Source organism: Limnomicrobium aquaticum (genome assembly GCF_040545545.1).
Taxonomy (GTDB): domain Bacteria; phylum Pseudomonadota; class Alphaproteobacteria; order Rhizobiales; family Rhizobiaceae; genus Ensifer_A; species Ensifer_A aquaticum.
In genome coordinates, this window is sequence record NZ_JBEPMB010000002.1 from 515,769 (window position 1) to 531,026 (window position 15,258).

Below are 15,258 nucleotides of genomic sequence, written 5' to 3' on the forward strand. Positions count from 1 at the left end.
ATGAAGAAACTCCCACTCATTTTTGCTCTTCTGATGCCTTTGGCCGGATGCGGAAGTCAGGCCGTGAACGAAATCGGCCGCGCGCCGGCCATGAGTCCGATCGGCAGCGGCCTGCGTTATGGCCAGACGCAGGAAATGGCGCTTTATCCGAAGCGTCCGCAGCAGGTCGCATCCGGCTATTCGCTCTGGAACGACAATCAGGCGGCGCTGTTCAAGGACTCCCGCGCCTTGAAGGTCGGCGACATCATGACCGTCAAGATCCAGATCAACGACAACGCTTCGTTCAACAACGACACGAAGCGAAGCCGCCAGAATTCCGAGGACATGAAGTTCGGGCTGAATGCCAAGAGTGCCATGGTCTCTCCGTCGCTGTCCGCCGACATCAACGGCGCTTCCGATACCTCGTCGACCGGCTCGGGCTCGACCAAGCGCGCCGAAAAGCTCACGCTGATGGTCGCGGCAGTCGTGACCGGCATTCTCGAAAACGGCAATCTTGTCATTTCGGGTTCGCAGGAAGTACGCGTCAACCAGGAACTGCGAATCCTGAATGTGGGCGGTATCGTTCGTCCGCAGGACGTCAATTCCGACAACCAGATCTCGTATGAACGCATCGCCGAGGCCCGCATCTCCTACGGTGGCCGTGGACGCCTGACGGAAGTCCAGCAGCCGCCATGGGGTCAGCAGGCAGTCGATCTCTTCTCGCCCTTCTGACGGCTGAAGCGAGGACACCAGGACAATGGCAGAACCGGAAGCACCGCCGGAAGGCGAAGGCGAGGAAGGCGGAAAGAAGAAGGGTGGTGGCCTCGTGGTCACCATCGTTATCGTCCTCGTCCTGTCGTTGATTGCCGGCGGCGGCGGCTGGTTCCTGGGCAAGAGCATCTCCGACAAGTTCATTACCCAGGAAAAGAAGGACGAGATCGCCAAGAAAGCCGCCGAACAGGCGGAGATCGCCGCCGCAGAGGCGGGCGGCGAAAAAAAGGGCGGCAAGAAGGAAGAGGGCGGCGGGGTCCCCAAACTCGCCAATGCCGAGAATAACGTCGTCGCGCTTGAGCCGATCACCAGCAATCTGGCCTATCCGTCGCAGAGCTGGGTTCGGCTGGAGGTCGCCCTGCTGTTTGGCGACAAGCCAGACGAGAAAACGGCCGAGGAAGTGCACCAGGACATCATGGCCTATATCCGCACCGTCTCACTGCAGCAGATCCAGAGCGCTCGCGGGTTTGAATACCTGCGGCAGGATATCAAGGAGCGCGCGGCGCTGAGAACCGAGGGCCGTGTGAAGGACGTGATGTTCAGGACGTTTGTGGTGCAATGAAAAAGCTTCTCTTCTTCACGACGCTCATCGTCCTTCTCCCCGCCGGCAGCTTTGCGCAGCAGCTTCCCGATTTCCTGACACAGGCCCCGGTCAGCGGCTCGGTGGCGTCCTGGATCATCCGGACGCTGGGGCTGCTGACGGTCCTTTCCATCGCGCCGGGCATTCTCATCATGGTCACGAGCTTTCCCCGCTTCGTGATCGCCTTCTCCATCCTGAGATCGGGCATGGGCCTGGCGACAACGCCGTCCAACATGATCCTGACGAGCCTCGCACTGTTCATGACCTTCTACGTCATGACGCCGGTCTTCGATAAGTCCTGGCAGGAGGGGATCAAACCCATGCTGGACAGCAAGATCAACGAAACGGAGGCTCTGCCGAAGATCTACGGCCCCTTCCGCGACTTCATGATGGCCAATACGCGTGACAAGGATCTGAAGCTGTTCGTCGATATCGCGCGCGAGAAGGGGCAAACGACGGAGACCGACGGCAAGGTCGATCTGCGTGTCATCGTGCCGGCCTTCATGATTTCGGAGATCCGCCGCGGTTTCGAAATCGGCTTCCTGATCGTGCTTCCCTTCCTCGTCATCGACCTCATCGTCGCGACCATTACGATGGCCATGGGCATGATGATGCTGCCGCCAACCTCAATTTCGTTGCCGTTCAAGATCCTGTTCTTCGTGCTGATCGATGGCTGGAATCTGCTGGTCGGCAGCCTGACGCGATCGTTTCTCTAGCAACTCCGGGAAAGTGGCAACCGGTTTTCCGTCCGGAATTGCTTAAAACAAAGAGATAGAACATTTCCGCGTTTCGATGAAATGAGGAAATGTTCCAGGCTCTCTTGTCCCTTCACGGAGCAATTGAGCGTCTTTGTGAGACATACCTTCGGCCGACTGACGGATGTTAAGACTCTATTTCATATGATTCGGTGCCACCGGCCGCCAAACCCCGAAATTAGGTTTTCGGTAATATTTGGGGCGCCATAGTCCTGCCTGTATGACGGGCCTGGAGGGGGAATAAATCCACGGGCGGCATGATGCCTCTCCGTCGTCGCCGGTACCAAGTTTAGACCCGGTATGTCCCTGTTTTTGTTTTGCGTAAAGGGACAATCCCAATGACTAGCATTATGACGAACGGCGCAGCTATGTCTGCCCTGCAGACGCTGCGCGGCATCTCCTCGCAGATGGACGACACACAGAGCGCGATCTCCTCCGGTCTTCGCGTGTCCAAGGCCTCCGACAACGCCGCTTACTGGTCGATTGCGACCACGATGCGTTCGGACAACAAGGCTCTCTCCACCGTTGGCGACGCTCTCGGTCTTGCTGCTGCAAAGACCGATACGGCTTACACCGGTCTCAACGCTTCGATCTCGGTCGTCGACCAGATCAAGTCCAAGCTTGTTGCCGCCCGCGAACCGGGTGTCGACAAGACCAAGATCAATTCGGAAATCACCGAACTGAAGTCGCAGCTGACCTCCATCTCGAAGTCTGCTTCGTTCTCGGGTGAAAACTGGCTCTACAACACCAGCGGCACCGCCGGCACAAAGGAAATGGTCGGTTCCTTCACCCGTGATACTTCGGGCAACGTCTCGATCAATACACTCAAGTTCAACGCAGGCAACTCGGTGCTGATCGACACCAACGCTGCCAGCGGCGGTCAGCTGACGAAGGCTATCACGGTCAACAACCAGCCGATTGCCAACTCGACCGGCACGACGACGGCGACCTACTTCCTCATCGACGCCAAGTCGACCACGTCCGCCAGCGGCACTGAAATCAAGCTGACGACCGGCACCAACGACCAGAATATCGAAGGCATGATCTCTGCCGTCGACTCGATGCTGACGAACCTCACCGACTCGGCTTCGAAGCTCGGTGCCGTCAACAGCCGCATCTCGATGCAGAACGACTTCGTCAACAATCTGCAGGACGTGATCTCCAAGGGCGTCGGCCGCCTCGTCGATGCCGACATGAACCAGGAATCGACCAAGCTGAAGGCGCTGCAGACGCAGCAGCAGCTTGGCATCCAGGCCCTGTCGATCGCCAACTCGGACAGCCAGAGCGTCCTGTCGCTCTTCCGCTGATCCATCGGCTAAACCGTTCCCGGTTGAAACGAGAGCCGCGCCTCCGGGCGCGGCTTTTGCATTTGAGGTATCATCAATTCTGCTGAACGTCTTTCAACATATGTTAAGCTTGATGTTTGATTATTCGGTTCAGCGGGGCCGTTAACCACGGTCGCATGATGCTTTCCCCGCAGCCGCCGGTTCGCGCCGGCATGTCCCTCTTGAGTATTGTGTTTCAGGGACAACCCATGACCAGCATTATGACGAACGGCGCAGCCATGTCTGCGCTCCAGACTCTTCGTGGCATTTCCTCGCAGATGGACGACACGCAGAGCGCGATCTCCTCCGGCCTGCGCGTTTCCAAAGCCTCCGACAATGCCGCCTACTGGTCGATCGCAACCACCATGCGTTCCGACAACAAGGCACTTTCGACGGTCGGCGACGCACTTGGCCTTGCCGCTGCCAAGACCGACACGGCCTATACGGGCCTCAACGCCTCCATCTCCGTTGTGGACGAAATCAAGTCCAAGCTCGTTGCTGCCCGCGAACCGGGTGTCGACAAGACAAAGGTCAATTCGGAAATCACCGAACTGAAGTCGCAGCTTAGCTCGATTTCGAAGTCTGCTTCGTTCTCCGGTGAGAATTGGCTTTACAATACGACCGGCACCGCCGGCACCAAGGAAATGGTCGGCTCGTTCACCCGCGACACCACCGGCAATGTCGCGATCAACACGCTCAAGTTCGATGCCTCCAAATCGGTTCTCATCGATACCAACTCGGCAGCCCAGGGCCAGCTGACAAAGGCGATCACGGTCAACAATCAGCCGATTGCCAACTCGACCGGCACGACGACGGCAACCTACTTCCTCATCGACGCCAAGTCGACGACCTCTGCCAGCGGCACCGAAATCAAGCTGACAACCGGCACCAACGACCAGAACATCGAAGGCATGATCTCCGCCGTCGACAGCATGCTTTCCAGCATGACGTCGGTTGCCTCGACGCTGGGTGCGACGTCCAGCCGCATCCAGTTGCAGAACAACTTCGTGGCCGATCTCCAGGACGTGATCGGCAAGGGTGTCGGTCGTCTCGTCGATGCCGACATGAACCAGGAATCGACTAAGCTGAAGGCGCTGCAGACGCAGCAGCAGCTTGGCATCCAGTCGCTCTCGATCGCCAATTCCGACAGCCAGAGCGTCCTGTCCCTCTTCCGCTAAGCGGCAGGATAGGCGAGGGCGAATACGCCCTCGAACAGGCAAAAAAACACCAAGGGTCGCCCGCCGGGCGGCCCTTTTTTGTCTGAACAGCTAAATGTAAATGGTTAGATTTACTAGGTGCGCAAAATATTCCCATTTAGCCTTCATTAACGATGTTGGTGTTTCCTGAGCACATTGAAACGACGCGTTAACCTTAACAGTTGGTTATCGAGCATGATGCTGCAGCGACGTTGCCGTAAATGAATCCGGCATGACCCCCCTTAAATTCTAGTCTGTCAAACACAGGGGCAGTAAACATGACCAGCATTATGACGAACACTTCCGCAATGGCTGCTTTGCAGACGTTGCGCACCATTGACATGAACATGTCCCAAACGCAGAACGCGATCTCGTCGGGCTTCCGCGTGAATACCGCCTCCGACAACGCCGCATATTGGTCGATCGCTACGACCATGCGTTCGGACAACAAGGCTCTTTCTACCGTCGGTGACGCGCTGGGTTTGGCCGCTGCGAAGACCGACACGGCCTATACCGGCCTGACCTCGTCCATCTCGGTTATCGATGAGATCAAGGCCAAACTCGTTGCAGCCCGCGAACCGGGTGTCGACAAGACCAAGATCAACTCCGAAATCACCGAACTGAAGTCGCAGCTGACCTCCATCTCCAAGTCTGCGTCGTTCTCCGGTGAGAACTGGCTTTACAATACGACCGGCACCGCCGGCACGAAGGAAATGGTCGGTTCGTTTACCCGCGATACCACGGGCAACGTTTCGGTCAACACGCTGAAGTTCAACTCTGCCAATTCGATCCTCGTTGATACCGGGACGGCAGCACAAGGCCAGCTGACGAAGGACATCACCGTCAACCAGCCGATCGCCAACTCGACCGGCACGACGACGGCAACTTACTTCCTCATTGATGCGAAGTCTACGACATCTGCATCCGGTACGGAAGTCAAGTTGACGACCGGCACGAGCGACCAGAACATTGAAGGCATGATCTCGGCAGTCGATAAGATGCTGACGAACATTACTTCGGTCGCATCCACACTCGGTGCCACCTCGACCCGCATCCAGCTGCAGAACTCGTTCGTCGCCGACCTGCAGGACGTGATCGGCAAGGGCGTTGGCCGACTGGTCGATGCAGACATGAACCAGGAATCGACCAAGCTGAAGGCGCTGCAGACGCAGCAGCAGCTGGGCATCCAGTCGCTGTCGATCGCCAACTCGGCCGGTCAGAACATCATGTCGCTCTTCAGATAAACTGACGCGAATCACTGTCCCCCCAGAGCGGGCAGACAGACGGTCGCTTTGGTCCAGAGGGTCATGGAGAAGCCGTACCACCTTGTGTGGTGCGGCTTTTCGCTCATTTGGCAGAACATATCTAAGTATTTGAAATAATTAATAAATAGTTGACACACACTCCGTCCGGTAATTCATTCTTCAGTCAAATTAACAACTTGCTAACCGCGTTAAATATTTGTTAACCTTAACGGGATTAAAGCTTCGTTAAGAACGCGGACAGGCCCCAGGGCAAAATTGGGCCAGAGCATGATGCTATTTCCGTGTTGCCGGTACTCGTAACTCCGGAATGTCCCTCGACTTCATTTTGGGGCAATGACCGATGACAAGCATTATGACCAATGCTGCCGCCATGGCGGCACTCCAGACCTTGCGCACGATCGACGGTAATCTGGAGACGACGCAGAACAAGATTTCCTCCGGCTATCGCGTTCAGACTGCATCCGACAACGCTGCATACTGGTCGATCGCGACGACCATGCGGTCGGACAACAAGGCGCTCTCGACCGTCAGCGACGCTCTCGGCCTCGGCGCCGCGAAGACCGACACGGCCTATACCGCGCTGGACTCTTCGATCTCGGTGATCGAGGAAATCAAGGCCAAGCTGGTGGCCGCACGCGAACCGGGCGTAGACAAGACCAAGATCAATTCCGAACTCGCCGAACTGAAATCGCAGCTGAGCTCCATTTCGCAGTCGGCTTCGTTCTCTGGTGAAAACTGGCTGTTCAATTCGTCAACGACGCCGGCTGGCACGAAGGAAATGGTTGCCTCGTTCAACCGTTCCACCAACGGCTCGGTCGCAGTGACGACACTGACATTCAATGCCAGCGAATCCATCCTCATCGACACCAACGATGCAAACCTCGGTGCGCTGACAAAGGACGTGACCGTAACGCAGCCGGTGGCCGGCACCTCGGGTACAACCACGGCGACCTACTTCCTCATCAATGCGAAGTCGACGACGTCTGCCTCGGGCAGCGAAGTCAAGCTGACCACGGGCACGCCTTCACAGAACATCGATGGCATGATCTCCGCAGTGGATCTGATGCTGACGGGGCTGACCAAGGTTGCCTCCGATCTCGGCGCGATCAACAAGCGCATCGACATGCAGAACAGTTTCGTGTCTGACCTCATGAACGTGATCGACAAGGGCGTCGGCCGTCTGGTTGACGCCGACATGAACCAGGAGTCGACCAAGCTGAAGGCGCTGCAGACGCAGCAGCAGCTGGGTATCCAGTCTCTGTCGATTGCGAACACGAACTCGCAGAATATCCTTTCGCTCTTCAAGTAAGAGCGCTGACGCCGGCCTTTAGCGACCGGCTCGGGCAACTGATGCGTCGACATCGTAGGCCGAAAAGGATTTTCGGCCTGTCGGGCAGAAAGCCCCTTTTGAAACATTGCTGGAAATTCTGCCGTGCCGCCGGTCATCGGCATATGGTAGAAGGTTGGGCCGCGTTCATTGCCCTGACGCGGCCCAACATCTTCATCTTCGCACAAGATTGATCTCCTAAAACTCTGACGACTGTGATCGCGGCCAAGCCACGTCGCGCGCGCCGGCGGTGCCGTGCCTCAGTGCGACCGGTTGTCTTGTTTTCAGGGAAGTAGCGGAACGATGAGTGCAGGCCTCGCCAGATATCTCAAGGATTTCAGCGCCCCACCGCCCACCGCGCCAGAGGTTTTCGAACTGCCGTCCGAAAGTGAAATCGCTTTCGACTTCGCGCCGGAACCGCAGATTGATATCGAAGCCCTGCGGCGCGAAGCGCACGAAGAGGGTCGCGCCGAGATGCAGGCGGAGATGGGACTGGCCCATCAGCAGCAGATCGAAGCCCTCATCGCCTCGCACGCTCAGGCAGAAGCCGAGATATCTGCCGCCTTCGAGCAGAAGATGGCCGAACAGCTGGCGGACGCTCTCCCGCGAATTGCCGCCGATGTCCAGGAGCTGCTTGCCACCCATGTGATGAACACGTTGCGGCCGATCCTCGATGCTGCGATCACCGAGCGGGCGGTCGAAAGCCTTTCCCAGACAGTTCGCACCGTCTTCGCCGGCGAGGGAGGTATCGAACTGGTGCTGAAGGGACCGGGTTCACTCGCTGAGAAACTGCGCGAACGGCTGGTCGGCCTCGACCTCGACTTCAAGCACATCGAAGCGCCGGGTCCCGATCTTGTCGTCGAGCATGACGACACCGTTCTCATGACGCGCCTGTCCGCATGGCGCGAAAGCGTTGAAGAGCTTTTGAAATGAGCGAGAACGAAAGCCACCACCACGGCAAGAACGAGATCATCATCATCAAGCGCCACGGCCATGGCGATCACGGCCACCACGGTGGTGCCTGGAAGATCGCCTACGCCGACTTCATGACCGCCATGATGGCCTTCTTCCTCGTCATGTGGCTGGTCAACGCCGCCAATGACGCGACGAAGGCGGCCGTGGCCAGCTATTTCAATCCAATCAAGCTGACCGACTCAAGCCCGGCCGACAAAGGGATCACCAAGCCCGGCAAGCAGGCTCAGGGCGAGGCGACCCAGGAAAAATCCAAGGTCGACGGCGAAGAAAAGTCGCAGGGCGACGCAGCGGCCAGCGGCAAGGAAAAGAGTTCCACAGCGGGCGAAAAGGTCACTTATTCCGAAGCGGACTACTTCGAAAACCCCTATGCCGTGCTCTCCGAAATTGTTCTCGAGGTCGGGCAGCAGGCCAATGTCAGCGTGAAAGGCGAGGGCGGCGCCTCTGCCGCAGGTCCGGCAACCGGCGCGGATGGCGGTGACGCCTACAAGGATCCGTTCGATCCGGATTTCTGGACCAAGCAGGTTCAGGTGAACCCCAAGATGGGCAAGGGCAAGGACTCAGGCGAGGCCGGCAAGGATCAGGCCGCAGCGGCAGTTGCTGCTCAGGACAAGGGCAACGAGATCGGCAAGGGCGGCATCCCCGGTGAGGCCGATAGCAAGGACAAAGGCAAGGGCGGCATTCCGGGCGACCAGCAGTCCGCAGAGAAGGGCAAGGGCGGCGCAGCTGCCGACAAGAGCGCGACCGAACAGGGCGGTCAGACGGCGCAGGCAAAGCCGAAGGCTGGCGAACAGCAGGACAAGGCTGAAAAATCCTCGGAAATGGCCTCCGCCCAGAGCCAGATGGACAAGGCAGAGGCGCAGGCAGCTTCCAAGGCCGCCAGCGAGCTGAAGAAGCAGATCATGAACACGCTACCGCCGTCGGTAGGCAAGCTTGCGGACGCAATCCGGGTTGAGCCTTCCGAAGGCGGGCTGCTGATATCGGTCAGCGATCAGGTGAGCACGCCAATGTTCGACGTTGGTTCGGCGGTGCCGAGCCGCGAACTGGTGCTCGCCATGCAGGACATCGGCAAGGTGCTGGCGAGGGGCAAGGGCAGCATCGTCATCCGCGGCCATACCGACGGTCGTCCCTACAAGGGTGGCACCGGCGACAACTGGGGCCTGTCTCTCAATCGCGCCCGCAGCGCCTACTATATGCTCGTCAGCGGCGGGCTCGACGAGAAGCGTGTCAACCAGGTGACCGGCTATGCCGATCGGTTCCTGAAAGTTCCGAACGACCCCTACAGCCCTGCGAACCGGCGCATCGAGATTCTGCTCGAGGGCAAGACCGTAACCGGAGGTTGACGTGGCCCGCTTCCTGACCATCGCGGCCGCATGTCTGGCACTTGGCATCGGGCTTTCCGCCCGCGCCGAGGACGCGAAGCAGGAAGATATCGATCCGGCGCTTCCGATCTACAAGCTGGTCCGCTCGCTGGAAGACGTTCAGGACAAGATCGTTGCCGGCGACATCAAGGCCGCCGACATGCAGCGCTTTCTGATCGGCATGATCGACCGCCGTCTGCGCACGGCAGGACCCGATGAGTTCAATGACCTGCGCAATGTCGATGCGGCGATGATTTACGCCATGTCGGGCGGCAACCCGGCAACGCTCGACACGCTGATATCGCATGATGCGCGCGGCAACTTCGATACGCGGCTGACCAATGCGCTTCTCATGTATCTCGGCGGCAAAGGCGGTTCGGCCAACAAGACGCTGGATGAGATCGTTCCGGAATACAAGAACACGGCGATTGGCCCCTATCTGGCGCTCGTTGCCGCCAATGTGGTGATGCAGAAGAAGCCGGACGTCGCGCTGAAATATTTCGATTGGGCGCGCCTCGCACTTCCCGGCTCCATTGTCGAGGAGGCGGCGTTGCGCCGCTCCCTCATCATCACAGTGAAGCAGAACAACATTGAAAGCTCGATCCGCCTTGCACGGCTTTACCTCTCGCGTTTTCCCAACTCGCCTTATGCCGCGCAGGTGGCCGAGCAGGTCGTTACCCTGATTGATGCGCATTACGACAAGATCGGCAACGATCGCATCGCGCAAACCCTGGTCTGGCTCGATGGACCCCGTCAGCAGGAAATCTATCTGCGGATTGCCCGCAAGGCCGCGGTGACGGGCCGGTTTGATTTTGCGCATTGGGCAGCTGCCAATGCGCTCGCCCTGTCCAACGGAAACGACGACAACCCGGCAAAGCTTGCGCAGCTCTATCTCAATCTCTCCAGCGTTCCGACGGCGGATATCGCGGAGGTGAAGAGCGCATTCGCCAAGATCCCGGATGAGTTATTGGGGCCGGACGAACGTCGGCTGCGCGATGCGGGTGCTTTCATCCTCTCGGAAGTTGAAAGGCCCGCGTCGCTGGAAAGCCTGACACAAGCGCCTTCGGTTAAACCGGAGCCCGAGAAAGAAACTGCGGCAAAGCCGGAACATGCAAAGGGCAGCGAAGCGCCGCCGCCGAAAGAGGTCAAGCCGCCTGCCGGCTCGCCCGCGGGGGCAAAGCCTGCGGCAGCGCCGCCGCCGCCGGAGAAGCAGACCGCAGCCAAGCCCGCCTCAGCCAAGCCGGGCGAGGCAAAAGCGCAGGAAGCCTCCGATGCCAAGGATGGCATCGATACGTTCCTGACGGATAGCCAGGCGCAGCTGAAGGCCATAGACGAGCTGATGAAAAAGGGTGACAAGTGAACGCGATCGACCAATATGTGGCGCCGGCCCCTCCGCGTCCGAGCCCGCAACCCGCTTCAACGCCCCGCGGCCCTTCCGATACATCCGGGAGCCCGACCTTTGGCGACGTGTACAACAAGGCAGCAAACACGAACCAGTCCGACAAGGATCCGGCCGATCCGCGTGATGCTGCCAATACTGCTCAGCAGCCCAAGAGCGACGACGCTCAGAAGCCGAAAGCCGATGTAAAGGCCGAAAAGGAAATCGTGCCGGGTGATAAAAAGCCGGTGACGACGGCCACCGCTCTTCTGGCGCTCACTGCCGAGGTGAAGGCCAAGCAGACGCCGAAGGACGACGATCTATCTGTTGCACTCAAGTCGAACGACGCGCCTGAGACATCGGATGGTAAGACCAAGGTCGCCGACGATATCGAGAAGTTGCTCGACAAGGCCGCTGCCAAAGAGGCTCCTGCGCAGAAGGAAGCGCCCGCCACAGCCGCTGCTCCGGAGACCGACGCGGCAGCGCTCGCCCTCAAGCTCCTGGGTGCGGAAGCCGCGTTGAAGACGCAGGACAAGAAGCTGCAGCCGGAAGACACCGGCAAGAAGGATGAGCCGGCGAAGGACAAGGCCGAAGCTGACGCCGACACCAAGGCAGACGCCACGGGTCAGGCACCCGCCCCGTCGAATGCGCTTGCCGCCGCCGCACTTGCCGTTCACGCCGCTGGTGGTCAAGCCAAGGACCAGCACGAACAAGGCAAGCCCAAATCGGAAGATCTGACCGCGAAGACCATCGCTGCTACAGGGGCGCAAGCCACGGCCAACGCCGCGACAGATGATGCGACCAAGAGTTCCGACGTTGGCGAGGCCGTCAAGCCGGAGAGCTTGACCGTGCTGGATGCCCGACGCTTCGTCGGCAGTGGAGAAGCAATGTCGCCCAATACCCAGGCCGTCCTCTCTGGCGTCACGGGTGACAAAGACTGGGCTGCAACCATGAAGGCAGCCTCGTCCGCCGCGAATGCGGTGTCCGAGCCTCGCACCGCGACCCCGGTCAATACGCTGAAGATCCAGATGACGCCGGAATCCATCGGCAATGTGACCGCCACGCTGCGCCTGCATGGCGATCAGCTGACGGTTCACCTCCAGGTGGAATCCGGCGAAGCATTCAAGCAGCTCAGTCAGGACAAGGAAGGTCTTATCCAGTCGCTGAAATCGCAGGGTTTCTCCGTGGACCAGGTGAGCGTCCAGCTTGCGCCGGCACCCACGACGGACAAAGCGGTTGCCCAGACATCAACTGGCCAGCAGGCGGGCGGTCAGATGCAGGACGGCAGTTCCGCCGGCCAGTTCGCGCAGCAGGGCAGGGAACAGGACAACAATCGCAGGCAGCAGGACAATGGCTTCAATGCAAATTGGCAGGGCGATGACAAGAGCGTGGCTGGCGATCCTCTCGCTCCTGCTTCCGACAACACTGCCAGGGCCGGTCAGGTCTATCTCTGAGGCCAGCGCCGCGCAGCCGAACCAGGCGGGACTTTGCGAGCAGGAGATCCATAGGGCCGCTGCCAAATATGGTGTCCCGGAGGGGATACTCTATTCCGTCGGTCTCGCCGAAACGGGCAAGAAAGGTTCTCTGCAGCCCTGGGCCCTGAACATCGAAGGGAAGGCCGTTTTCGCAAACAGCCCCGATGATGCACTTGCCATCTTCCAGCAGGCCCGTCTCAAGGGCGCCGTTCTGATCGACCTCGGTTGCATGCAGATCAACCACCATTTTCACGGCGAAGCCTTCGCCTCTCCGGGGCAAATGCTGGAGCCGGCCCGCAATGTCGAGTATGCAGCGAAGTTCCTGGCCGAGCTTCATGCCCGCCACGAAACCTGGACCATGGCGGTCGCGCGCTATCATGCTGGTCCCAATAACGACCCCGCGCAGAAGCAATATGTGTGCCGGGTGATCGCAAATCTCGTCGCCAGCGGCTACGGACAATGGACTAAAAATGCCTCGCAATTTTGTGTTGGATACAACTAAAAATTTAGTGACAGCCGGAAATCGGTCGGACTCCGCATTTGCGGCAAGAATATGAACTCTCATTAACCTTAATGCGCCGCGTTAACCATGCATTAACTTTTCCAAGCGATGATAGCGGCATGAATGAGTGCGGCATACTACATATAGTGCAAATCGCCACTCAGAACTTAATCAACTGTAAATTTGCGTAGTTGAGTTCATCCAGTTGTTCGTGATTCCCCCGATTCGTATCCATGACGCATCGAGGCACCAGACTGATTCGGAGGCGGACGAATGATCGTCGTGGTTGATGAGCGCGAGCTCGTAAAAGACGGATATACTTCACTATTTGGCCGGGAGGGCGTGCCCTCCACGGGCTTTGACCCCAGCGAATTTGGCGAGTGGGTCAACACGGCGGCAGACACCGATATCGACGCGGTCGAAGCCTTTCTGATTGGTCAGGGATCGCAGGCACTTTCGTTGCCGCGCGCAATCCGTGATCGGTCCACGGCACCGGTGATCGCAGTCAGCGATTCGCCGTCGCTCGAAACCACGCTTGCCTTCTTCGACTGCGGCGTCGACGATGTGGTACGCAAGCCGGTTCATCCGCGCGAAATTCTGGCCCGTGCGGCGGCCATTCGCCGTCGGCTGAAGGCGATTTCGAATTACACCGATATCGGCGCGATCCGGGTTTTCTCGGACGGTCGCGACCCGGAAATCTCAGGCGAAGTCTTCCCGTTGCCGCGGCGCGAGCGTCGTATCCTGGAATACTTGGTCGCCAACCGCGGCCGGCGCGTGTCCAAGACCCAGATTTTCAGCGCAATCTACGGCATCTTTGACGAGGACGTCGAAGAGAACGTGGTCGAAAGCCATATCAGCAAGCTGCGCAAGAAGCTGCGCAAGAAGCTGGGCTTTGACCCGATCGATTCCAAGCGTTTCCTCGGCTACTGCATCGACTGGAGCTAAACACCCCCTGGAAAGCTGGCCGGCATGAAGCCAAGTGGCCATAGTTCGCCTGATGTTGAGGGCGACCACTCAGTTTCACGCAAGGCCCGCCTCCTACTCTGTAATGACTACGGAAACGAGGATCCGATATGAGCCTTCAAGGAATGATGCGAACCAGCACGTCTGGTATGAACGCGCAGGCAAGTCGCCTGTCTTCCATCTCTGACAACATCGCAAATTCGTCCACGACGGGCTACAAGGGATCCTCGGTCTCCTTTTCCGACCTCGTCTTGTCCTCGACCGGCGGCAACTATGCCTCCGGTTCGGTCAACGCGATCACCGAATACGCGATTTCCGAACAGGGCGCGCTGACATCGACGACGTCTGCAACCGACCTTGCGATCAAGGGCAGCGGCTTTTTCGTCGTCAAGGATAGCGGCGGCAGCGTTTTCCTGACACGCGATGGTTCGTTCAAGGTCGATTCCTCCGGCGAGCTGGTCAACTCGTCCGGCTTTAGGTTGATGGGCTATTCCTCGACGGACGGTTCGGCTGCCATCGTCAACGGCTTTTCGGGTCTTGTGCCGGTCAAGGCAACGCAGAGCGGACTGCAGGCGACGGCCTCGACAAGCGGCATCGTGAACGCCAACCTGGATTCGCGCGCCACTGCCATCACAACACCTGTGACTCCGCGCGACATCGGCTCGAACCCGGCCTCGACCGTCAACGACGTGAAATACACCAACTCGACGTCGGTCGTGACCTATGACAGCCTCGGCAATGCGGTTCAGCTCGATCTCTATTACACCAAGACGGCCAACAACCCGAACACATGGCAGGTGACCGCGTTCAATCATGCCGACGCCAATGCGGGTTCCGGTTCATTCCCCTATTCCTCCCCGCCTATGGAAACGTCGGCCGTCAATCTTGTCTTCGATCCCACCACCGGCAAGCTCGATCCGTCCTCCGACAAGCAGATCAGTCTTCCGATCCCCGGTGGCCAGACGGTGACGCTCGATCTTTCGACGACGACGCAGTTCGCCTACAAGTTTGGCGTTTCGAGCGCCAAGGTCGACGGTAACGCGCCAAGCACGATCTCTTCGGTTTCGATCGGTCAGACCGGCAAGATTTCCGCAGTTTACGCCAACGGCACGACGAAGGATCTCTATCAGATCGTGCTGGCCAAGGTGCAGAGCCCGGACAATCTGACGCCGGTTTCCGGCAACGCCTTCTCGCTCAGCGATGCGGCGGGCACCGTGGTCGTCGGTTTCGGCGGTGACAGCAACTTCGGTACGATCAACGCCAACCAGCTCGAACAGTCCAACGTCGACGTAGCCACCCAGCTGACCGACATGATCGAGTCGCAGCGCAGCTACACGGCGAACTCGAAGGCATTCCAGACGGCATCCGACCTGATGGACGTCCTCGTGAACCTCAAGCGGTAAAGGGGG

General features: G+C 58.9%; 14 protein-coding genes. All 14 read left to right on the top strand.

Annotation, left to right across the window (positions count from 1 at the left end):
• The 14 genes from flgH to ABID16_RS11265 all read left to right on the top strand — a co-directional run bounded on the left by flgH (position 1) and on the right by ABID16_RS11265 (position 15,252).
• On the top strand, positions 1-711 hold the full coding sequence (flgH, locus tag ABID16_RS11200; protein ID WP_354556408.1) for a flagellar basal body L-ring protein FlgH: 711 nt from the start codon (positions 1-3) through the stop codon (positions 709-711).
• A gap of 25 nt (positions 712-736) precedes the next feature.
• Positions 737-1,312, top strand: a complete 576-nt coding sequence (locus ABID16_RS11205; protein ID WP_354556409.1) for a flagellar basal body-associated FliL family protein — start codon at positions 737-739, stop codon at positions 1,310-1,312.
• A complete protein-coding gene (gene fliP, locus ABID16_RS11210) occupies positions 1,309-2,046 on the top strand; it encodes a flagellar type III secretion system pore protein FliP (protein WP_354556410.1) in 738 nt (245 codons plus the stop codon). The genes ABID16_RS11205 and fliP overlap by 4 nt, the downstream gene beginning before the upstream one ends.
• Positions 2,047-2,423: 377 nt before the next feature.
• Positions 2,424-3,392: a flagellin N-terminal helical domain-containing protein gene (locus tag ABID16_RS11215; protein ID WP_354556411.1), complete on the top strand. Its 969-nt coding sequence runs from the start codon at positions 2,424-2,426 to the stop codon at positions 3,390-3,392.
• Between the two features lie 227 nt (positions 3,393-3,619).
• Complete coding sequence (locus tag ABID16_RS11220) at positions 3,620-4,588, top strand: flagellin N-terminal helical domain-containing protein (protein ID WP_354556412.1); 969 nt, start codon at positions 3,620-3,622, stop codon at positions 4,586-4,588.
• A 296-nt stretch (positions 4,589-4,884) separates the two neighbouring features.
• Positions 4,885-5,850, top strand: coding sequence for a flagellin N-terminal helical domain-containing protein (locus tag ABID16_RS11225; protein WP_354556413.1), 966 nt, complete (start codon positions 4,885-4,887; stop codon positions 5,848-5,850).
• 361 nt (positions 5,851-6,211) lie between these two features.
• The gene (locus tag ABID16_RS11230; protein ID WP_354556414.1) at positions 6,212-7,180 is read left to right on the top strand and encodes a flagellin N-terminal helical domain-containing protein; all 969 of its coding nucleotides are present in this window, start codon (positions 6,212-6,214) and stop codon (positions 7,178-7,180) included.
• 321 nt (positions 7,181-7,501) lie between these two features.
• Positions 7,502-8,131, top strand: a complete 630-nt coding sequence (locus ABID16_RS11235) for a FliH/SctL family protein (RefSeq protein WP_354556415.1) — start codon at positions 7,502-7,504, stop codon at positions 8,129-8,131.
• On the top strand, positions 8,128-9,513 hold the full coding sequence (locus ABID16_RS11240) for a MotB family protein (RefSeq protein WP_354556416.1): 1,386 nt from the start codon (positions 8,128-8,130) through the stop codon (positions 9,511-9,513). The genes ABID16_RS11235 and ABID16_RS11240 overlap by 4 nt, the downstream gene beginning before the upstream one ends.
• A 1-nt stretch (position 9,514) precedes the next feature.
• Complete coding sequence (locus ABID16_RS11245; protein ID WP_354556417.1) at positions 9,515-10,891, top strand: MotC family chemotaxis protein; 1,377 nt, start codon at positions 9,515-9,517, stop codon at positions 10,889-10,891.
• Positions 10,888-12,363, top strand: coding sequence for a flagellar hook-length control protein FliK (fliK, locus tag ABID16_RS11250; protein ID WP_354556418.1), 1,476 nt, complete (start codon positions 10,888-10,890; stop codon positions 12,361-12,363). The genes ABID16_RS11245 and fliK overlap by 4 nt, the downstream gene beginning before the upstream one ends.
• The gene (locus ABID16_RS11255; RefSeq protein WP_354556419.1) at positions 12,287-12,886 is read left to right on the top strand and encodes a transglycosylase SLT domain-containing protein; all 600 of its coding nucleotides are present in this window, start codon (positions 12,287-12,289) and stop codon (positions 12,884-12,886) included. The genes fliK and ABID16_RS11255 overlap by 77 nt, the downstream gene beginning before the upstream one ends.
• A gap of 273 nt (positions 12,887-13,159) precedes the next feature.
• A complete protein-coding gene (gene rem / locus ABID16_RS11260) occupies positions 13,160-13,831 on the top strand; it encodes a transcriptional activator Rem (RefSeq protein WP_354556420.1) in 672 nt (223 codons plus the stop codon).
• Between the two features lie 128 nt (positions 13,832-13,959).
• Positions 13,960-15,252, top strand: a complete 1,293-nt coding sequence (locus tag ABID16_RS11265; RefSeq protein WP_354556421.1) for a flagellar hook protein FlgE — start codon at positions 13,960-13,962, stop codon at positions 15,250-15,252.
• Positions 15,253-15,258 lie beyond the last annotated feature (6 nt).